Genomic DNA, 21,024 nt, shown 5'->3' with positions numbered 1-21,024 from the left:
TGCTCTATTCACGACAAAGGCGCCGTGTCGCTCCCGCTTGCAACGCAAGCAGGAGCGGCAGGGCGCCTTTTTGTTTTGCCTAAGCAGGAGACCGGGTAATGACCCAGACAACCGTGCGCAGCGTCTGCCCCTATTGCGGCGTCGGCTGCGGCATTGTCATGACCGTGGCCGAAAACCGGGTAATCAAGGTCAGTGGTGACAAACAGCACCCAAGCAATTTCGGGCGACTCTGCACCAAAGGGCAGACCTGCCATCAGCCGCTGCGCGAGTCGGGGCGCATGGAGCAGGCCTTTGTCCGTCACTCGCGTCAGCGCGACCCGGTGCAGACCGCAATTGATCAGGCGATCGACGAGGCGGCCCGGCGCCTGAAGACCCTCCTCGTCGAGCATGGCCCGGATGCCCTGGCGTTTTACGTTTCCGGGCAGCTGTCGCTGGAGGCCCAGTACTTGATCAACAAGCTGGCCAAAGGCTTCGTGCGCAGCCGGCATATCGAGTCCAACTCCCGGCTGTGCATGGCCAGCGCGAGCAGTGGCTACAAACTCTCGCTGGGCGCGGATGGCCCGCCTGGCAGCTATGAGGACTTCGACCACAGCGAGCTGTTCTTTGTCATTGGCGCCAACATGGCGGACTGTCATCCGATCCTATTTCTGCGCCTGCTTGACCGGCGCAAGGCCGGTGCCCGGCTGATTGTGGTCGACCCCAGGCGCACCGCGACAGCGGAAAAGGCCGACCTGTTCTTGCAGATCAAACCCGGCACCGACCTGGCACTGCTCAATGGTCTGTTGCACCTGTTGTTGATCAACGGCGCGGTGGATACGGCGTTCGTTGAGCGCTTTACCGAGGGCTGGGAGGCCATGCCGGACTTCCTGCAGGACTATGCGCCGGCGCAGGTGGCGCAGATTACTGGCCTGGCCGAAGCCGATATCCGCAAGGCCGCCGAGTGGATCGGCCAAGCACCCGCGTGGCTCAGCTGCTGGACCATGGGCCTGAACCAGAGTATTCACGGCACCTGGCAGACCAATGCGCTGTGCAACCTGCACCTGGCCACCGGGGCGATCTGCCGCCCCGGCTGCGGACCGTTTTCGCTGACGGGCCAGCCCAATGCCATGGGCGGACGTGAGATGGGCTACATGGGGCCGGGGTTGCCCGGCCAGCGTTCGGCGCTGGTAAAGGCTGACCGTCATTTCGTTGAGGACCTCTGGCAGGTGCCGCGTGGCAGCCTGAGGGCCGAGGCCGGAGACGGCACCGTCGCCATGTTCGAGGGCATGGCTGCAGGGCGGATCAAGGCCTGCTGGATCATCTGCAGTAACCCAGTGGCCAGTGTCGCCAACCGTCAGCAGGTGATCGAGGGCCTGCAAACGGCCGAGCTGGTCATCACCCAGGACGCCTTTCTCGATACCGAAACCAATCGCTATGCCGATATCCTCCTGCCGGCAGCGCTCTGGGCTGAAGCCGATGGGGTAATGGTCAACTCCGAGCGCAACCTGACCCTCACGGCGCAGGCCGTCGAGCCACCGGGCGCGAGCCTGGCGGACTGGCAACTCATCGCCCGAGTGGCCTGTGCGATGGGCTATGAGGCTGCGTTCAGCTACACCTGTGCCGAACAGATTTTCGATGAACTGCGCCAGGCCTGGAACCCCGACACAGGTTACGACCTGCGCGGTATCAGTTACCCCTTGTTGCGCCAGGCGCCACGGCAATGGCCCTGTGCACCCGATCAGGCTGATACACGGCACCCGCAACGCTACCTGAATGACGGTATCAGTCAGCGGCTGCACGAGGACGCCCAAGGCCAGCGGCCGTCACTCGCCTTTGCTACGGTCAGTGGCAAAGCACGCTTTTTTGCCCGGCCCTACCTGCCTCCAGCGGAGCTACCGGACGAAGCTTACCCGCTGGTGCTCAATACCGGGCGGGTACAGCACCATTGGCACACCCTGACCAAGACCGGCAAGGTCAGCGCGTTGAATGCGCTGGAGCCTGGCCCGTACCTGGAAATTCACCCCGAAGATGCACGGCAATTGGGTATCGCTGAGCACGATCAGGTGCAGGTTCGCTCCCGGCGTGGTGAGGCGTTATTGCCGGCGCGCCTGAGTGAGCGGGTACTGCCTGGCAACTGCTTCGCCCCCTTTCACTGGAATGATGTCTATGGCGAGCGTTTGGCGATCAATGCACTGACCAGCGATGCCATCGACCCGGTTTCCCTGCAACCTGCGTTCAAGTACTGCGCCGTGGCCCTCAGCCGGGTTGCCGGTGAACGTATTGCCGCTGTTGAACTGCCGGTCCACACGCTTCAGGAGTCTGCGACCATGCCGATCGAAACCCTCAGCCAACTGCTCGGCCTGAACAACCGCGTTGAACTGGCTTTGGCCGAGGATGAACAACTGTATATGCAGGGTTATGTGCTGGGTCTGCGTAACAGCCCTCAGCAGGGCGTACCGAGCTTGCCGGTCAATGCACCACTGGCGCCGGCGCGGCGTCTGTTGGTGGAAGGGTTGCTGGCGGGGTTGTTTTCGCGCAGTACCTCGGTACAGGCCCCTGCAATCCAGGCCCCGGAGCCTGCCGAAGCCACTAGCCATTGGCTGCTCTGGGCTTCGCAGACCGGCAACGGCCAGGCTCTGGCGCAACACTGTGCGCAGCGTTTGCGGGAGGCCGGTCTGGCTGTTCAGGTGAGCAGCATGGAGCAGGTCAGCCTTGAGCAGGTGAGCAACGCCGCCAGCCTGCTGCTGGTGGCGAGCACGTTTGGCGATGGTGAGGCACCGGATTGCGCCAAGGCCTTTTGGCAGGCCCTGCAGGCCGCGTCCGCCAACCACTGCACCGGGCTGCGCTACGCGGTACTGGCCCTGGGAGACTCCAGCTACGCAGAGTTCTGTGGTTTCGGCCGCAAGCTGGACCAGCGTCTGGCGGAGCTTGGCGCTGTGCGCCTGCTGGAGCGGGTCGAGTGCGAGCCGGACTTCGACGAGCCGGCCGAGCAGTGGCTGGGCACGCTGGTGACGGCCCTTGGGCAGGCGCCAAGTGCAGCGGCGCCAGCGGTCACGTCCTCGGCGGCGACAGCGCCAACCTTCAGCAAGCAGCAGCCGTTGCCGGTAAGGGTGGTGGAAAACCGCCTGCTCAATGCGCCCGGTGCCGCCAAGGAAACCCGGCACGTGGTGTTCGATCTTGCGAGCAGCGGCCTGACGTATCAGGCGGGCGACGCCTTGGGCGTCTGGCCGCGCAACTGCCCGGCACTGGTCGAAGAGCTGCTGAGTGCCATGAAACTTGACGGGGAGGCGAGTGTCAGCCTCAAGGGCCAGCCACCCATGCCGTTGCGTAGCGCACTGCGCGATCGACTGGAGATTGCCCGTATCACGCCTGCGCTGCTCGAACAGGTCGCCCGCTGCAGTGCTGATCCTGAGTTGCAAGGCCTGCTGGAGCCGGCGCACAACGCCGCGTTGCAGGACTGGCTATGGGGGCGGCAACTGGTCGATCTGCTGCAGCAGTTTCCCGTAAGCATGCCGCTCGACACCTGGCTGAGCCTGCTCAAACCCCTGCAGCCGCGTTTGTACTCCATCAGTTCAAGCCCGTTGTTGCACCCGCAGCAGGTTCACCTGACGGTTTCGACGGTGCGCTACCGCCAGCGTAAAGGTGTGTGTTCGACCTTCCTCGCTGATCGTGCCGAAGCCGGGCAGGTTGGGATCTTTGTGCAGCCCTCGGCTCATTTCCGCGTACCGAGCGATGATACGGCGCCGCTGATCATGGTCGGGCCGGGGACCGGGATCGCACCGTTCCGGGCGTTTCTCCAGGAGCGTCAGGCGCGCGGCGCCCGAGGGCGCAACTGGCTGCTGTTCGGCGAGCAGCGCGCTGACAGTGATTTTTACTACCGCGACGAGTTGCTGGCCTGGCAACGCGATGGCCACCTGACGCGGCTCGACACGGCGTTCTCCCGTGACCAGGCAGAGAAGGTCTATGTACAGCAGCGCATGCTGGAGCAGGGCGCCGAGCTGTGGCGCTGGCTGGAGGCGGGCGCGTACTTCTATGTCTGTGGCGATGCCGGACGCATGGCGCGGGATGTGGAGGCCGCGCTGCAGCAGGTGGTGGCCGAGCACGGTGGGATGAGCACCGAGCAGGCCGGCGAATATGTTGCGGCGTTAGGCCGGGCCAAACGCTACCGGCGAGATGTGTACTGAAATGCCCCAGAACGGGTAGCACTGCACCAGGATGGCGCCGCGGGAGGCCTAGAGTTTGCGGCGATGCCCTTGAATAGGCGGGGTTGGCGCAGTTGGCACGGTATCTGCTGAAGACACATTACAACGTCCAGGGGTGATCAACGGCGATCCGCCCCACGGACCACGACTATGAACGACCAGGCAAAGGCGCCTGGAGCTTCGGCTCCAGGCGCCTTTTTTTGTGGGTGTTTTTCCGGCCGCCGTGATCGGCCAGTGTGAGGAAACGCTATGAACGCTCAAGCGACCATCGAGCAACGGGAACGTCTGATCATCGTCGGCAACGGCATGGTGGGCCATCATTGCGTCGAACAACTGATCGAACGCGGCGCCTTGGCCCGCTTCGACCTGCGGGTGTTCGGCGAGGAGCGTCAGCGTGCCTACGACCGCGTGCACCTGTCGGAGTACTTCAGTGGCAGCGATGCTGAAACCCTGGCGTTGGGTGATGCGCAATTGTATGCCGAGCATGGCGTGCGGCTGCACTTGGGGGAGGCGGTCGTCGAGATCGACCGCGAGGCCGGTGAAGTGGTGACGGCGCAGGGCCGCTACCCGTTTGATCGGTTGATCCTGGCCACCGGTTCCTATCCCTTCGTGCCGCCGATTCCCGGGCCGGACGGTGCGGCGCGACTGGTCTATCGAACCCTGGACGACCTGGATGCGATTCGCGCGGCGGCCTATGGCGCACAGCGTGGCGTGGTCATCGGTGGTGGCCTGCTGGGCCTGGAGGCAGCCAACGCCCTCAAATCCCTGGGGCTTGAAGCCCATGTGGTGGAATTCGCGCCGCGCCTGATGCCGGTGCAACTGGATGCTGAAGGCGGTGCGGCCCTGCGCGCCCAGATTGAGGCGTTGGGTGTCGGCGTACACCTGTCTCGCGCCACCCAGAGCATTGTTGAAGGCAGTGACTTCCGTTATCGGATGAATTTCGATGGCGACCAGTTCCTGGAAACCGACCTGATTGTGTTTTCGGCTGGCATTCGCCCGCAGGACAGCCTGGGCCGTGGCTGCGGGCTGGAAATCGCGCCACGGGGCGGGGTCGTGATCGATGGTGAATGCCGCACCAGCGACCCACGGATTTTTGCCATCGGCGAGTGTGCTTCCTGGAACGGCAGCGTCTTTGGCCTGGTGGCCCCGGGTTACAGCATGGCCCGCAACCTGGCGTCAGCCTTGGCGGGTGAGCCATTCGAGGCCTTTGCCGGTGCCGACATGTCGACCAAGCTCAAGCTGTTGGGGGTGGATGTCGGTTCCATTGGCGATGCACACGCGGCGACCCCCGGTGCGCGCAGCTACCGCTTTATCGACGAGGCTGGCAGCGCCTACCGGCGCTTGGTGATCGACGCCGAGGGCAAGCGCGTTCTGGGGGCGGTGCTGGTCGGTGATAACCGTTACTACGACACCCTGTTGCAGTACGTGCAGAATGCTATTGCCCTGCCAGCGGACCCCGCCGGCTTGATCCTGCCAATGGGCAGCGCCACGCCAGCACTGGGTGCAGATGCCTTGCCAGACGCCGCCACCATCTGCTCGTGCCATAACGTCAGCAAGGGCGCGATCTGTGCTGCCATCGACGGGGGGTGTAGCGACCTGGCACAACTCAAGGGCCAGACCAAGGCCTGCACCGGTTGCGGTGGCTGCGCCGCCTTGCTCAAGCAGGTCTTCGAGCATGAGCTGAGCGCCCGCGGTGTGGCGGTGGACAAGAGCCTTTGCGAGCACTTTGCCTTCACCCGTCAGGAGCTCTATGCGCTGGTGCGGGTCGAGGGCATTACGACGTTCGAAGACCTGCACGCCCGTCATGGTCGTGGCCACCTGGGCTGCGATATCTGCAAGCCGACGGTAGGCTCGATCCTCGCGTCCTGCTGGAACCAGCCGATCATGGATGCCGCGCTGGTGCCGTTGCAGGACACCAACGACACCTTCATGGCCAACATGCAGAAAAACGGCACGTACTCGGTGGTGCCGCGTATTCCGGGTGGGGAAATCACACCGGACAAGTTGATCGTGATTGGTCAGGTGGCCAAGAAGTACGACCTCTACACCAAGATCACCGGCGGCCAACGCATCGACCTGTTCGGCGCGCAATTGCATGAATTGCCGGAGATCTGGGCCGAGTTGATCGCCGCTGGCTTTGAGACCGGGCATGCCTATGGCAAATCAACCCGCACGGTGAAGTCCTGCGTCGGCAGCACATGGTGCCGCTATGGCGTGCAGGACAGCGTGGCCATGGCGCTTACCCTGGAGGACCGCTACAAGGGCCTGCGTTCGCCACACAAGCTCAAGTTCGCCGTATCTGGCTGTACCCGCGAATGCGCCGAGGCGCAAAGCAAGGACATCGGCGTGATTGCCACCGAGAAGGGCTGGAACCTTTATGTCTGCGGTAACGGTGGCATGCGTCCACGGCACGCCGAGCTGTTCGCCACGGACCTGGACGATGCCGGCCTGATTCGCACCATCGACCGCGTATTGATGTTCTACATCCGTACCGCTGACAAACTGCAGCGCACGTCGGTCTGGCGCGAGCGCCTTGAGGGCGGGCTGGATTACCTCAAGGCGGTGATTCTCGACGACAGCCTGGGCTTGGGCGCCGAGCTGGAAGCGCAGATGCAGCAGGTAGTCGATCGCTACGAGTGTGAATGGGCCAATGCCCTGAAAGACCCCGAGAAGCTCAAGCGCTTCCGTACTTTCGTCAATGACCACCGTGCAGATCCGGCGATTCATTTCGTCAAGGAGCGCGGTCAGCGCCGGCCGGTGGGCAAGGCCGAGCTTCACCTGATCCCGACCACTGAAGAGGTGCTGTGATGAACCCGTCGAATCAAGCGGTACGTGTTGACCTGCAAGACTGGCAGGCAGTGTGCAGCCGCCATGACCTGGTACCCAATTCAGGGGTGGTGGCCCGCTTGGGCGACGCTCAGGTGGCGCTGTTCTACTTGCCGGAGGCTGCGCAGACGCTGTATGCCGTGGACAACCATGACCCGCAGTCCGGCGCCAATGTGATCGGGCGTGGAATCATTGGCAGCCTCAAGGGGCAACCGGTCGTGGCGGCGCCGCTGTACAAACAGCATTTCAGTCTGCTGGACGGGCGCTGTCTGGAAGACCCGCAGCAGGTACTGCGAGTATGGGCTGTGCGCTTCAATGGCGACTGCGTCGAGGTGGCTGCCCCTTAGCACACGTCGGCCACGGCGGCTTTTGAGCGGGCGGTGGTGGCTGTTCAAAGCAGTCGCCGCCTGCGCGGCAGGCCGTTACACTGCCTGGCATGAACCTCGACACCCGTATCAAATACCGCCATCTGCTGTGCTTTCTCGAAATCGCCCGGCAGGGCAGTTTCGCCAAGGCTGCCGATGTCCTGGCAATCAGCCAGCCTGCAACCTCCAAAACCCTCAAGGAGCTGGAGGACTTGCTGCAGGCGCGCTTGTTCGAGCGAGGCAAACAGGGCGTTGAGCTGACCCCGGCCGGATTTCGCTTCATGCGTTATGCAGGCCCTAGCGTGCAGGCCTTGCGTGAGGGCGTGAGCAGCGTGCGCGGTGAGGAGCACGCACCGCCGCAGGTGCGGGTCGGGGTGCTGTCCACGGTCGAAAGCCTGTTGATGCCCGAGGCGCTCTGCCGTTTGCACCAGCGTCATGAGGCGCTGGTGGTCAGTGTCGCCACCGGCCCCGGTGCCTATCTGTTGGCGCAGTTGCATGTCGGCGAGCTGGATCTGGTCATTGGCCGAATGACCGACAGCCCGCAAATCCAGGGCCTGATCTTCGAGCACCTGTACAGCGAGTCGATGGCCCTGGTGGTGCGTCCGGGCCATCCGTTGTTGCAGCGTCAGCCGCTGGAACGCAACCGTGTCGGCGATTACCCCTTGGTGTTACCGTTGGCCGGGACCACCATCCGCAAACATGCCGACAGTTTGTTCGTGCAGTGCGCGATCGAGCCGTCGTTGCAACGCCTGGAAACCCTATCCCCAGCCTTGAGCCGCCGGTATGTCTTGGGCAGTGATGCGGTCTGGGTCGCGCCACGCGATGCCGTACGGGTCGATCTTGATGCGGGTGAGCTGTGCGAACTGGACCTGGGCGTGCGTGAGCCGGGCGGTTCGGTTGGTATTTGCAGCAATGCCGCCTTGCCCCCGTCACTGCCTGCACAGTGGTTGTGCGAGGTGCTGCGCGAGGTTGCCGGAGCGTATCGCGCTGAGCGATAGCGGCCATTGGCTGTCATCTGGATGAAGAAGGTTTTATCTGTCTGAACTTATCCCCGTTTTCTCGCTCTCATGCCGGTAGCCATTGGTCGTGGCGGCCTGATAAGCTCGCGGCTTTACTCGATTGCCCTATTGGCGCATGAACAAGGAAATAGCATGAAACAGCATCGGTTGGCGGCTGCGGTTGCCCTGGTTGGCCTGGTACTGGCGGGTTGCGATTCGCAGACCAGCGTCGAGCTGAAAACTCCGGCACAGAAAGCCTCCTACGGTATCGGCCTGAACATGGGCAAGAGCCTGGCTCAGGAAGGCATGGACGACCTCGACTCCAAGGCGGTCGCTCAAGGCATCGAAGATGCTGTCGGCAAGAAAGAGCAGAAAATCAAGGACGAGGAACTGGTCGAAGCCTTCGCCGCACTGCAGAAGCGTGCCGAAGAACGTCTGGTCAAGATGAGCGAAGAGTCGGCCGCTGCCGGCAAGAAGTTCCTCGAAGAAAACGGCAAGAAGGCGGGTGTTGTCACCACCGCTTCCGGCCTGCAGTACGAAGTCGTGAAGAAGGCCGATGGCGCTCAGCCCAAGCCGACCGACGTGGTCACTGTTCATTACGAAGGCAAGCTGATCGACGGCAAGGTCTTCGACAGCTCGGTTGAGCGTGGTAGCCCGATTGACCTGCCGGTCAGCGGCGTGATTCCGGGTTGGGTCGAAGGCCTGCAACTGATGCACGTTGGCGAGAAGTACAAGCTGTACATCCCGTCCGATCTGGCATACGGCGCACAGAGCCCAAGCCCGATGATCCCGGCCAACTCCGTGCTGGTATTCGAGCTGGAACTGCTGGGCATCAAGGATCAGCCGAAGCCAGAAGCCGAAGCTGACGCCAAGTAAGTTTGCGCCTGTACTGACAACGCCCCGTACTCACGGGGCGTTGTCGTTTCTGGGGCAGGGCGACATTTCCCTGTACCATCAGGCCCATGCAGGGCGAGGTCTGAATCGCCCAACCTGTTGACGCTGCAGCCGAACGATTGCGTATTTAAACAGGTGTGTAAAAAACGCCCGATTTGAGTAAGGCCCTTGTGCTACGGGCACCCTGAGCCTCAAAAGCGGGTCTGTTCACAAGGTTATCCACAATAATTGTGGATAACCTTCCCTGAGGTATTGCTTGGAGGCTCCATGAAAGCTCCGTGGAATTTCACTCGTTTTCTGCCTTTGGCCGAGCGTTTGCTCAGCCGTGGGCGGCTCCCTGCGCTGATTTTTGCCGTGGCCCGCAAAGGGCCGCAGCTGGGCAAGCTGAAAGATGATGTACGCCTGTTGCAGGCGTTGTGCCTGGCCTGGTGGCGCGGCGAGTATCGGGCAATCAGCCCCAAGGCCATGGTCACGGTAGTGGCGGGCCTGTTGTACTTTGTCAGCCCTTTGGATGCCATCCCAGACTGGTTGCTGGGGGTGGGCTTGCTCGATGACATCGCGGTACTGGCCTGGGTGCTCAAGGCGGTGGGCGATGAAATGGCGGCTTTTCGCGCCTGGCGTGATCGGCAGGCACCGGAGAAGCTGCGCGTTGTAGAGCGTTTGCCTGATTCGCCTGAGGCATTGTCCCTGGAGCATAAAAAAAGCTGACGCCGCACGCTTCCGTTGGCTGGTAATATAATTGGCATAAGGATTATGCCTACCGATTACATGCGAGTTGTCCTACGAGGGGGTTGTAATGGGTATTCAGGTCATCAGCCGGGACGGCCAACCGGAATATGCGGTCGTACCCTGGGAGCACTACCAGGCCCTGCTCAAGGCCGCCGGCCAGCCTGCGGTTGATTCAAGCGGCCAGCAGGTTACCTGCGAGCCGGTTGTCGAGCCGGCACCGGCCCGTGTTCCGAGCTTGAGTGAGTTGGCTCAGTTGCGTCAGGCCAAGGGCCTGGCCCCGGAGCAACTGGCACGAACCGTGGGTATCAGCCCGGCCTACCTGGGCATGATTGAGCGTGGCGAGCGCCAGCCCGATGCCGCCATTCGCCGTAGCCTGGCGTGGGAACTTGGTGTGCCTGGCTGGAGTGATCCATCGTGAGCAGCGTGCGTATCAGCCGCCAGCAGTGGGAAAGCCTGCTGGGCGAGCTGGACGTCGCGCGTCGGCAGCGCCATCTACTGACCTATCGCGCCTTGCTTGAGCGCCTGCAACTGCCGAGCCCGGCCATGCAGACCCTCACCGCAGCACTGGAGTACCTGGCCGTGCTGGATGCCCGTGCCGAGCAGCCGCTGCGCAGTTCGCTGGTGATCAGCCAAGGCGCCAGTCGCTTGCCACGCACCGGCTTTTTCGAGTGTGTCGAGCGCCTGGGGCGTTTTTCCGGGCCGTCCGATGGCATGGCTGCTGCGTCCTGGCATGCGTCAGAAGTGGTTCGGGTGTTCGAGTACAGTTACCCGGCCGAGGCTGAGGCCTGAGCCAGTTCGGCGGTTTCGATCACGTAGAGGCTGTAGCCTTTGACGTCCTTGGCATGGTGCTTGGCCTTGGAGGCCAACTCTGCCAGTTGCCCGGCATTGAGCTGCAGGCCCGCTTGTGCGTGTAGCTGTACCACGCCGATAGACAGCGACAACAGTTCAAAGGACTGACGCTGCCCTTGACGGTCATGGCCGACGAAACATCCTGCCTCCAGGTGTTCGGCGCGGTAGAAGCGTCGGCACTGTTTCTGAAAGTCTTCCAGCAATTGCTTCAAGCGTGTGTGCCAGTCACTGGCACTGAGCACCAGCATGAAGTCATCGCCGCCGATATGCCCGACGAAGTCGCGGCTGGGGTCTACCCGTTCACTCAGGCACTGCGCCAGGCACAGTAGAACCTCATCACCACGGGCATAGCCGTAGATGTCATTGAACGGCTTGAAGTTATCGATATCCACATAGCAGATGGCTGCCTCACGTTGCTGCTGCAGCAGGTGCGTCAGGCATTGCTGGATCGGCACGTTGCCCGGCAGCAAGGTCAGGGGATTGGCGTAGCGCGCCTGCTGGATTTTTTGCTCGGTGATCAACTTGAGCACGTCGATGACCCGCCCCAGGCCCAGGTACTGCCCGTGCTGGGTGATGATGAAGTCTTCCTCGATGCGCTGGCGTGCCCGGCTGGTCAGCAGTCGGCTGACCTGCTGCAGTGACTGGCTAAGCTCCACGGCAAGAAAGTCCTCGCTCATTAGCCGGCTGATTGGCTTGCGTGCGAACAGGTCGGTCGCGAAGGGCTTGAGCAGGGCGTCGGAGAACGCATGCCGGTGAACGATGCCGCAGGGGCGCTGGTTGGCATCCAGCACGGCCAGTGAGTTCAGGTTGGCCTGGCGGCGGAACGATTCCAGTACCAGTGCGGTAGGGGTATCGCCCATCACCGCCGGCTGGTCGATCAACAGCGCCTCGAGGTCGCTACTCTCCTCGCTGAGGGTTTGACTGACGTTCGTCTGGCTTGGCAGCACGTTCTGGATACTGCGCGGTGGCTGTTCCTGAGGGCGGCCCAGCAGGTAGCCCTGAACCAGGTCCACCCCCATTTCGGTGAGCACGCTGAGCTCTTCGGCCAACTCGATGCCTTCGGCAATCACTTGCGCCCGCGAGGCTTTGGCAATTTGCAGGATAGAACCGACGAACTCTCGTTTGACCGCGTCCAGGTGAATGCCATCGATAAAGTGGCGGTCGATCTTCACGTAGTCCGGACGCAGTTCCGACCACAACCGCAGGCTCGAGTAACCGGCACCGAGGTCGTCCAGGGCGATGGAAAAACCCATGTCGCGGTAGTGGTGCAGGGCATTGAACAACAGTTGGAAATCATCTGTGGGGGTCTGTTCAGTCAACTCAATGACCACCCGGCTTGGTGACAGGCCCATGTCTTCCAGCATTTTCAGGGTGCGCCCCGACTGATACTGCGGCTCCAGCAACGACTCCGGCGAGACGTTGAGGAACAGCTTGCCCTCCAGTTTTTGCTGGCTGAAGCGACGACAGGCACTTTCTCGGCAGGCCACTTCCAGCTCAGTCAGCCGACCCGCCTGACGGGCCACCGCGAACAGGTTGATGGGGGAGTGCAGCGGGCTGTTGGAAGGGCCGCGGCTTAAGGCTTCATAACCGAGAATACGCCGTTCTGATAGGCAGACGATGGGTTGGAACAGGCTGTGCAAGCCGCTTTGAGCCAGGATGGAGCTCAGCGCGCTAAGCTGTTCGGTCACGGTCATGTCAGGCGTTCCTTACGAAAAAAGGGCTGCGTACCCGTGGTACGCAGCCCCTTATTTCACGACAGATAAATGACTGTTTGATGACGCGCCAGCGTCCAGCCATATTATTTTGCCATTAGTGCTTCAATGCTTGGCCACCGCTGAGTTCAGGCTCAGGTAATCCAGCAGGATGCGCCCGGTTTCAGCCAGGTAGGCGTCATCCTCGGGTTTGGTGTCATCCGGCTCGGCCGGCAGAGCATCCTCGTCTTCTTTTTTCAGTTCCTTGAGCGGTTCCTCGCCCTTGGCTTTACGCCGGGTGTTCTCCAGCGCCAGTTGCTTGCCTTCGATCGTGGCGTGTCGGGCACGACGTTCGGTTTCGTTCAGGCTCACGGATTTTTCGTTCATCAGCTTCTGGGTCAGGGCCAGGCGATCGCGGATGTAGACGAACTCTGGATCCTTGGAGCTGCGCTCGTCATGACGCGCCTTGAGCTGAGCCAGGAACGGCTTGAACGGATCGCTTGCAGGCTTGATCGCCGGGCGAATGGTGTCCCATGGCATCGCCTCGGGCAGGGCGCTCTCGCCGATTTCCTTGGTGTCGATCACCGACGGGTAGTCGATGTCTGGCAGTACGCCCTGATGCTGGGTGCTCTGGCCAGAAACACGGTAGAACTTGGCCAGGGTCAGCTTCAGTTCGCCATGGTTCAACGGCTGAATGGTCTGCACCGTGCCTTTACCGAAGGTCTGGCCACCGATGATCAGTGCGCGGTGGTAGTCCTGCATGGCGCCAGCGAAAATCTCCGAGGCGGAAGCCGACAGGCGGTTGACCAGCAAGGCCATCGGGCCTTTATAGAAGGCACCGTTGTTTTCGTCCTCAAGCACATCGACTCGACCATCGCTGTTGCGCACCAGCACGGTCGGGCCGTTGTCGATGAACAGGCTGGTCAATTCGGTGGCTTCCTGCAGGGAGCCACCGCCGTTGTTGCGCAGGTCGATGACCACGCCGTCGACTTTTTCCTTCTGCAGCTCGGTCAGCAGCTTTTTCACGTCACGGGTGGTGCTCTTGTACTCTGGATCGCCAGCACGGAAGGCTTTGAAGTCCAGGTAGAAGGCCGGGATCTCGATGATGCCCAGCTTGTAGTCACGGCCATCCTGCTTGAGCTTGAGCACCGATTTTTTCGCGGCCTGCTCTTCCAGCTTCACCGCTTCACGGGTGATGGAGACGATCTTGCTGGTCTGGTCGTTAGGCGCATTGCTGGCTGGAATCACTTCCAGGCGCACCACCGAGCCTTTCGGGCCGCGGATCAGCTTGACCACTTCGTCCAGGCGCCAGCCGATCACGTCAACCATTTCCTTGTCGCCCTGGGCCACGCCGACGATCTTGTCGGCTGGCGCGACTTGCTTGGTCTTGGCGGCAGGGCCAGCCGGCACCAGGCGGACGATCTTGACCTGATCGTTGTCGCTTTGCAGGACTGCGCCGATACCTTCGAGCGACAGGCTCATGTTGATATCGAAGTTCTCTGCGTTGTCGGGCGACAAATAGTTGGTGTGCGGGTCGTAGGACTGGGCGAACGTGTTGATGTAGGCCTGGAAAATATCCTCGGCACGGGTCTGGTCCAGGCGCGACAGCTGGTTCTTGTAGCGCTTGGTCAACAGTTCCTGAATGGCCTTGGGTTCCTTGCCGGCGATCTTCAGGCGCAACACTTCGTCCTTCAGGCGCTTGCGCCAGAGGTCGTCAAGCTCGGCTTCGTTTTTCAGCCACGGGGCGTCCTTGCGGTCGACCAGCAAGGTTTCCTGGGTGTTGAAGTCGATGCTGTCGACGCCCTTGTCCAATTGCGCGAGGGTGAAGTCCAGGCGCGATTTGACGCGGTCCAGATAGCGCTTGTAGATCGTGAAACCAGGATCGAGATTGCCACTTTTGAGGAAGTCATCGAACTGAGTCTTCCACTTGTCGAATTCGGCGATGTCACTGGCCAGGAAATAGCTGCGCGCCGGGTCGAGCAGCTTCAGGTAGCTGTCATAGATGATGACTGAGCGAGCGTCATTGAGCGGAGGTTTGCTGTAATGATGGCGCTTGAGCAGCTCGACCACGTTCAGGCTTGCGACCACTTCGTCACGGTCGGGTTGCAGTTTGTCCCAACTGTTGGCGGCATAAGCATTGCCCACCAGCGGTAGGCTGCCAAGGCCGATCAACAATGCGAGGGCGGTACTGGGCAGAAAATGCTTCATGCTGATTCGACGTAAGGGCAATTGATCACGCATATTAGGCCGTCTTTGAATTCGCCGGTTCCATAAAAACCGGACGCATACTGCAAAAAGCCCGACGCATTCGCACTCGGGCTCGTGATAACACAACTATGGAGGCACTGTGAAGGCATTGCAAGGCGTTGACGGACATGTGGAGTGGGTTACGACGACAAGTCCAACCTGCGATGTAGGTCAAGTACGAATCCGTGTTGCGGCTGCGGGCCTCAATCGGGCCGATCTACTGCAAAAAGCCGGGCTTTATCCGCCACCTCCGGGCGCGAGCGAGTACCTGGGCCTGGAATGTTCCGGGGTGATCGTCGAAGTCGGCCCTGGCGCGTCCTGGCAGGTCGGTGATCGGGTCTGCGCGTTGTTGTCCGGTGGCGGCATGGCCGAGGAAGTGGTGGTCGATGCCCGCCACGTGCTCCCCGTGCCTGAAGGCCTGAGCCTGCACGAAGCGGCGGCGATCCCTGAAGTGTATGCCACCGCCTGGCTCAACCTGTTCCAGTTGGGGGGGCTCAAGCCGGGCGAGAAGGTGCTGTTGCACGCGGGCGCCAGTGGTGTCGGCTCGGCGGCAATCCAGCTGTGCAAGGCGTTTGGTAGCCCATGCTGGGTCAGCGTGGGCTCGGCCGATCGGCTGGCTTACTGCCAGGGCCTCGGCGCCACGGGCGGTGTAGTGCGTGGTGACGACCTGGAAAGCCTGAACGATTTCGCTCCGTTTGACGTGATTCTCGATCCGGTTGGTGCCAGTTACGCGGCATTGAACCTCAAGTTGCTGGCGCGTGATGGGCGTTGGGTGATCATTGGCCTGATGGGCGGTCGCAAAGCCGAGCTGGACCTGGCCCAGGTGCTGGCCAAGCGCGTGCAGGTGACCGGTTCGACCTTGCGTAACCGTGATGATCAGTTCAAGGCCGACCTGCTCAGTGACCTGAGCCAGCAGGTGTGGCCGTTGTTCACTGAAGGGCGGCTCAAGCCGCAATTGGTCGGTCGTTACCCGATCAAGGATGCCGAGGCTGCCTTTGCCGAACTGGCGGGTAACCAGGTGTCGGGCAAGCTGGTGCTGGTGATTGACGAAAGCCTGGTGTAATTCGTTGCGCAAGGAAACGGCATAGCCTGGTATCAGGCCCGACATCGCGAATGGATATGCCTGCTTGCATCAGCGGCGATACAGGTTTGTGATTTGTGGCACTTGTCTCGCGGACATATCCATTCCCTGCAGCGGCACCACCGGCTGGTTTCGCCTTTTACGGCGACCCACTTTTGAAAGGCACAAAAGTGGGCAAAACGCCCTGTCCCGACATCCGGCCCTACGCTGCGCTTCGGGTTCCTTCCTTACGCCATCGCTCCCGCGGGGGCGCGCCGACGGGCCATCCATGGCCCATCAGCGCTTGCGAGGCATCCCTGCCTCGCACCCCACTACGCGACGGCTCCACTCAGCCTTCTGAAGGGACACCCTGCAGCGCCTGCCACTGCGCGCACTGACAAACAAAGCCCACGCAGGAAATCGACGCTATCCATCAAGGCGCCAACCTTGGCGCCAATGCTTTTCCATACGCTGACCTCGCAGGCGCCGCCAAATTGTCCCTTCAGGAGGTCGAACGCAGGCAGTGCGTAGTCGGGTGCCAGGCAAGGATGCCTGGCAAGTGCTGAGGGCCAGGAAGGCCCTTCAGCGCGGTCCCGGCGGGAGCACTGCTGGAGTGAGAGAACCCGCAGCGCAGCGGAGGGCCGGATGTTGGGACGAGGGGTTTTGGTTACTTTTGTCCCGCACAAAAGTGACCCGCCGTAAAGGCGGAACGGGGCATCGGGCCCAACATCGTGAATGGATATGCCTGCTTGCATCAGCGGCGATACACGCTTGTGATGTGTGGCATTCACTTCGCGAACATATCCATTCCCTGCAGCGGCACCACCGGCTGGTTTCGCCTTTTACGGCGACCCACTTTTGCCCCGACAAAAGTGACCCGCCGTAAAGGCGTAACGGGGTATCAGGCCCAACATCGCAAACGGATATGCCTGCCGCCATCAGGGGCAACGCATGTTTGTGGCTATTGGCACTCACTTCGTGAACATACCCATTCATTGATGTGGTTGATTGACGTATCAAGCACTCCAAGGGCTCAAGTGAACAGCCCTGGTCAGCTCCAACTCAGGATTGGCCAGCCGTGTTGCTCGGCGTGCCCGCGCAGTACCGGGTCGGGGTTCACCACGACGGGGTGGTCCACCTTGAGCAGCAGCGGCAAGTCGTTGCGCGAGTCCGAGTAGAAACTGGCACCCTCCAGGTTCTCTTCTTCCTGATCCAGCCACTCCAGCAGGCGGGTGATCTTGCCTTCGCGGTAAGTCAGCACACCCCGGGTCTTGCCGGTGTACACGCCGTTCACAACCTCAAGATCAATGGCGAGAAATTCGTCGATACCCAGCCGCGCCGCAATCGGTGCCACCAGGTGGGTGCCGGAGGCCGATATCACCAGCACCCGGTCGCCACGTTTGCGGTGTTCGGCGATCCGCTTGCAGGCTTCGCTGAAGATGATCGGCTCAATGATGTTCTCGACCCAAGGCTCCACCAGGTGCTGCAGTTCTTCCTGGGTACGCCCGGCAATGGGCTCCAGGCTGAACGCCATGTAGTCCTCCATGGCCAGGTGGCCACGGCCATATGCATCCATCAACTCACGGTCGCGGCGCAGAAAAGACTTACCTTCGACCCAACCCAGGCGGGCCATTTCTTCACTCCACAGCGAGGCGCAGTCACCGTGGATCAAGGTTTCGTCCAGATCGAAAATCGCTAAAGCCATTTCACTCAAACTCCTGTGCAACCCTCAGGCAACTTCGCAGAGGGCGGTGGGATCGATGGACAAGGATACCCGTTGACCATTGGGATGCAGATCGGCAGACGAGCGATTCAGTACATCGACCAGTAACTCGACACCCCGGGCCTCGACCCGGTAACGGATCACGTTGCCCAGCAGACTATGACTGCGTACCTGGCCTTCCAGTTCGCCGTTCAGGCTCAGGACGATGGCTTCCGGGCGAATGGCCAGGCGACTGCTGATCGGTCGTTGCAGCAAGCGGCTGGCGCTGTCGGCATCGAGCAGGTTGTAGTTGCCGATAAAACCGGCGGCGAAGGCATCGGCGGGGGCGGTGTAGAGGGTTTCGGCATCGCCGCTTTGGACGATACGCCCCTGGTTCATCAGGAAAATGCGATCCGACAGGATCAGTGCTTCCTCCTGGTCATGGGTCACAAAGATGGTCGTCAGGCCCAACTCACGCTGGATATTTCGGATTTGTTCGCGCAGGTGCTTGCGGATCCGCGCATCCAGGGCCGACAGCGGTTCGTCGAGTAGCAGCAGGCGTGGCCGGGTCACCAGTGAGCGGGCCAGGGCCACACGTTGACACTGGCCTCCGGAAAGCTGGTGCGGATAGCGGCTGGCGAAGTCTTGCAGCTCGACCAGTTGCAGTACCTCAAGCACGCGGCTGCGGCTTTCTTCGGGGGCAACCTTCTGCATACGCAGGCCAAAGGCGACGTTCTGCTCCACGGTCATGTTGGGGAACAGGGCATAGCTCTGAAAGACCATGCCGATTCCGCGTTTCTGCGGGCTCAGAGGCACCAGGTCCTGGCCGTCCAGAAGAATCTTGCCGCTGTCCACTGCCGTTAGCCCGGCGATGCAGCGCAGCAGGGTGGATTTGCCGCAGCCGGAAGGGCCGAGCAGGGTGACGAACTCACCGCGTTCGATGTGGCAGTTGATGTCATTGAACACCGGGTTGCCGGCATAACGTTTCTGCAGATTTTGCACACTGACGAAGCTCATATCACGACTTGTCCTTGTTCAGGCGGTTGGCTGCCCAGGTCAGCACCAGCACGAAGAGGAAATAGGAAATCACCAGGGCGCTGTTGAAATGGCCGCTGCTGTTACGCATGTTGTTGAGGTACACCTGCAGGGTTTCATAGCGCGTGCCGACCAACAGGTTGGCGAAGACGAACTCGCCAAACAGGAACGAGAACGACAAAAGCAGCGCGACCATCAGGCCCTTGCGCAGGTTGGGCAGTACCACCAGCAGCGCGGCCTGAAAGGTACTGGCGCCGAGTAATTGGGCGGCGTCCATCAGGTCACGCAGGTTAATGGCTTGCAGGTTGTTGGTGATTGCCCGGTACATGAAGGGCAAGGCCACGGTGAAATAGCAACCGATCAGGATCCATGGCGTACCGACCATCGCCAGCGGCCCCGAGCCATAGAGCTGCAGCAGGCCCACCGAGGACACCACCGGCGGTACCGCGAAGGGCAGCAGGATGAGGATGTTCATCAGTGCGTCGAGCCGGGGGAAGTGGTAATGCACCACGAACAGCAACGGCAGAATCAGCAGTACCGAGAGAATCAACGCCCCCACGCATACCAGCAGCGATTGGCCGAATGCGGCAAGAAAGCGCGGGTCGCTCCACAAGGCCAGGTACCACTTGAGGGTCAGCCCACTGGGCAGAATGCTCGCTGACCAACTGGTGGCCAGGGAGTAGAGCAAGGTGCCGGCCAGGGGCAACAGCAACAGCAGAAACAGGGCGTAGACCACCAACCGATGATAGAGGTGGGTCGAAGCGGGTTCAGCGCGCGACATGGTAGCTCCTCTTCAGCATCCATTGGTGAACCAGGGTAACCAGCGTCATCAAGCCGACCAGGATCATGGCCAGTGCACTGGCCAGGTTCGGGTCCAGGGAGATGTCGCCCGCGACTAGCGCGGCGATGCGGATCGGTAACACGTTGAAGTTGCCGGTGGTCAAGGCGTACACCGTGGCGTAAGCCCCCAGCGCGTTGGCCAGCAGGATCACGAAGGTGCCGAGCAGGGCCGGGGTCAGCACCGGCAGGCCGATGTGCCGCCAGTACTGCCAGGCGTTGGCACCGAGCAACTCGGCGGACTCACGCCAGTCTTCACGCAGGGCGTCGAATGCCGGATAGAGCAGCAGCACTCCCAGTGGGATCTGGAAGTAGGTGTAGAGGATGATCAACCCGCTTTTGGAGTACAGGTTGAAGTCTTCGATGATCCCGGCCTGCTTGAGCAGCATGGTCAGGGCACCGTTGAAACCCGAGCAGGATGATGAAGGCGAAGGCCAGTGGCACCCCGGCGAAATTGCTGGTCATGTTGGCGAAGGCGTTGACGAAGTCGCGCAGCCGCGAATCGACCCGGCGCAGCGAGTAGCTGCCGAGGATGGCGATCAGGATGCCGAACAGGCTCGACCAGAAACTGATCTCCAGGCTGTGCTGGATAGCCTGGCGGTAGAACTTCGAGTTGAACACCTTGCTGAAGTTGTCCAGGCCCCAGCCACTTTCGGCCTGAACACTGTGTATGGCGACCCAGGCCAGCGGGGCAATTTGAAAGACCAGGAAAAACACCGCAAAGGGCAGCAGGCAGAGCAGCGCCAGGTATTTACCGCGAGTGAGCGCGTTCACGTGAGTAGCTCCCGGCACACCGGCTTGTCATGGGCAATGCCCATCAGCTCGCAAATCGTGCCACACAACTCGGTCTGCAAGGGTTTGGCGGCAGGGTCGAGGCTGAAGGCATCGCCAAACACGAACAGCGGCACTTCGCGCTCTTCAGGCAGCAGGCCATTGTGCGAGTGGTCGTTGTTCATGCCGTGGTCAGAGGTGACGAGTACCTGATAGCCACTGTCGAGCCAGCCTTGCAGATAGTCGGCCAGCAGGATGTCGGCGCCGCGTGCACTGTTACGGTACTGACGGCTGTCCAGCCCGTGGCGATGGCCTGCGTCGTCAATGTTCATCGGATGCACGAGCAGGAAGTTCGGGGCATGCCGGCGTCGCAGGTACTCGGCATCGGCAAACAGGTGCGAGTCCGGGTAGTGATCGACGTAATAAAACAGGCCGTGTTGAATCGGCAGTTTCGGCGAGTGCGTGTGGCGATCACGCAACGGGTCGAACGGTGAGCGGTTGTACAGTTCGCTGACCCAGTGGTAGGCCGCTGCCGCCGTGCTCAGGCCTGCTTCGTGGGCGTAATGAAAGATGCTGCGCTGTGTGGACAGGCGCGTGACGTTGTTGTGAACAATACCGCTGTCGATGGGGGCTACGCCGGGTAAGGATGCACTCATACAGCGGGCGGGACAGTGCCGGCAGCTCGCATTCGAGGCGGTACAGGGCTGCGCGGTCGGCTTCGACATAGGCATGCAGGTGGCCCATGGCGTGATGTGCGACCTGATAGTTGAGGCCATCAAGCAGGACCAGAATGACGTTGTGTTTCATGATTTCTCCGAAGTACGCGGGAGGGCTTCATC

The 21,024-nt window shown here is 61.5% G+C and carries 14 protein-coding genes and 2 pseudogenes; 9 read left to right on the top strand and 7 right to left on the bottom strand.

The window, feature by feature from the left end; all coding sequences use genetic code 11:
* Nucleotides 1-98 precede the first annotated feature (98 nt).
* From ACZ9H3_RS09650 to ACZ9H3_RS09615, 8 genes are all read left to right on the top strand, one after another.
* Nucleotides 99-4,163, top strand: coding sequence for a sulfite reductase subunit alpha (locus tag ACZ9H3_RS09650; protein WP_330522862.1), 4,065 nt, complete (start codon nt 99-101; stop codon nt 4,161-4,163).
* A 267-nt stretch (nt 4,164-4,430) separates the two neighbouring features.
* Nucleotides 4,431-6,989 (top strand): nitrite reductase large subunit NirB, encoded by a 2,559-nt coding sequence (gene nirB, locus ACZ9H3_RS09645; protein WP_330522861.1) that lies wholly within the window; start codon nt 4,431-4,433, stop codon nt 6,987-6,989.
* A complete protein-coding gene (gene nirD, locus ACZ9H3_RS09640) occupies nt 6,989-7,354 on the top strand; it encodes a nitrite reductase small subunit NirD (RefSeq protein WP_476220547.1) in 366 nt (121 codons plus the stop codon). The genes nirB and nirD overlap by 1 nt, the downstream gene beginning before the upstream one ends.
* Nucleotides 7,355-7,443: 89 nt before the next feature.
* Nucleotides 7,444-8,370, top strand: coding sequence for a pca operon transcription factor PcaQ (gene pcaQ, locus ACZ9H3_RS09635; protein ID WP_330522860.1), 927 nt, complete (start codon nt 7,444-7,446; stop codon nt 8,368-8,370).
* Nucleotides 8,371-8,523: 153 nt separating this feature from the next.
* The gene (locus ACZ9H3_RS09630; protein WP_065761451.1) at nt 8,524-9,246 is read left to right on the top strand and encodes an FKBP-type peptidyl-prolyl cis-trans isomerase; all 723 of its coding nucleotides are present in this window, start codon (nt 8,524-8,526) and stop codon (nt 9,244-9,246) included.
* A gap of 285 nt (nt 9,247-9,531) precedes the next feature.
* Nucleotides 9,532-9,972 carry a YkvA family protein gene (locus ACZ9H3_RS09625; RefSeq protein WP_065761452.1) on the top strand — a complete coding sequence of 147 codons (441 nt, stop codon included), beginning with the start codon at nt 9,532-9,534 and terminating at the stop codon, nt 9,970-9,972.
* 88 nt (nt 9,973-10,060) lie between these two features.
* Nucleotides 10,061-10,411, top strand: a complete 351-nt coding sequence (locus ACZ9H3_RS09620; protein WP_102053507.1) for a helix-turn-helix domain-containing protein — start codon at nt 10,061-10,063, stop codon at nt 10,409-10,411.
* The gene (locus ACZ9H3_RS09615) at nt 10,408-10,782 is read left to right on the top strand and encodes a hypothetical protein (protein ID WP_065761454.1); all 375 of its coding nucleotides are present in this window, start codon (nt 10,408-10,410) and stop codon (nt 10,780-10,782) included. Before ACZ9H3_RS09620 ends, ACZ9H3_RS09615 begins: the two co-directional genes overlap by 4 nt.
* On the opposite strand, the gene ACZ9H3_RS09610 is transcribed toward ACZ9H3_RS09615, so the two are convergent.
* Together ACZ9H3_RS09610 and ACZ9H3_RS09605 are read right to left on the bottom strand one after the other, a co-directional pair.
* A complete protein-coding gene (locus tag ACZ9H3_RS09610) occupies nt 10,758-12,536 on the bottom strand; it encodes a bifunctional diguanylate cyclase/phosphodiesterase (protein WP_102053508.1) in 1,779 nt (592 codons plus the stop codon). The genes ACZ9H3_RS09615 and ACZ9H3_RS09610 overlap by 25 nt on opposite strands.
* 123 nt (nt 12,537-12,659) lie before the next feature.
* Nucleotides 12,660-14,741: a carboxy terminal-processing peptidase gene (locus ACZ9H3_RS09605; protein WP_476220542.1), complete on the bottom strand. Its 2,082-nt coding sequence runs from the start codon at nt 14,739-14,741 to the stop codon at nt 12,660-12,662.
* A gap of 139 nt (nt 14,742-14,880) precedes the next feature.
* Between ACZ9H3_RS09605 and ACZ9H3_RS09600 the strand changes: the two genes are divergently transcribed.
* Nucleotides 14,881-15,843, top strand: a complete 963-nt coding sequence (locus tag ACZ9H3_RS09600) for an NAD(P)H-quinone oxidoreductase (RefSeq protein WP_065761457.1) — start codon at nt 14,881-14,883, stop codon at nt 15,841-15,843.
* A gap of 1,048 nt (nt 15,844-16,891) precedes the next feature.
* Here the strand turns inward: ACZ9H3_RS09600 and ACZ9H3_RS09595 are convergent.
* From ACZ9H3_RS09595 to ACZ9H3_RS09575, 5 genes and pseudogenes are all read right to left on the bottom strand, one after another.
* Nucleotides 16,892-17,545 (bottom strand): HAD family hydrolase, encoded by a 654-nt coding sequence (locus ACZ9H3_RS09595; RefSeq protein ID WP_476220540.1) that lies wholly within the window; start codon nt 17,543-17,545, stop codon nt 16,892-16,894.
* A 24-nt stretch (nt 17,546-17,569) separates the two neighbouring features.
* Nucleotides 17,570-18,559 carry an ABC transporter ATP-binding protein gene (locus ACZ9H3_RS09590; protein ID WP_065760422.1) on the bottom strand — a complete coding sequence of 330 codons (990 nt, stop codon included), beginning with the start codon at nt 18,557-18,559 and terminating at the stop codon, nt 17,570-17,572.
* A gap of 1 nt (nt 18,560) precedes the next feature.
* On the bottom strand, nt 18,561-19,358 hold the full coding sequence (locus ACZ9H3_RS09585; RefSeq protein WP_065760421.1) for an ABC transporter permease: 798 nt from the start codon (nt 19,356-19,358) through the stop codon (nt 18,561-18,563).
* Nucleotides 19,345-20,188 (bottom strand): annotated as a pseudogene (locus tag ACZ9H3_RS09580) (ABC transporter permease). The gene ACZ9H3_RS09585 and the pseudogene ACZ9H3_RS09580 overlap by 14 nt, the downstream one beginning before the upstream one ends.
* Nucleotides 20,185-20,992 (bottom strand): annotated as a pseudogene (locus ACZ9H3_RS09575) (alkaline phosphatase family protein). Before ACZ9H3_RS09575 ends, ACZ9H3_RS09580 begins: the two co-directional pseudogenes overlap by 4 nt.
* Nucleotides 20,993-21,024 lie beyond the last annotated feature (32 nt).

The sequence above is a fragment of the Pseudomonas sp. TE3910 genome (assembly GCF_056279025.1).
The sequence above is the reverse complement of the archived record's forward strand: the minus strand, read 5'-3'. Positions and strand labels throughout refer to the sequence as shown.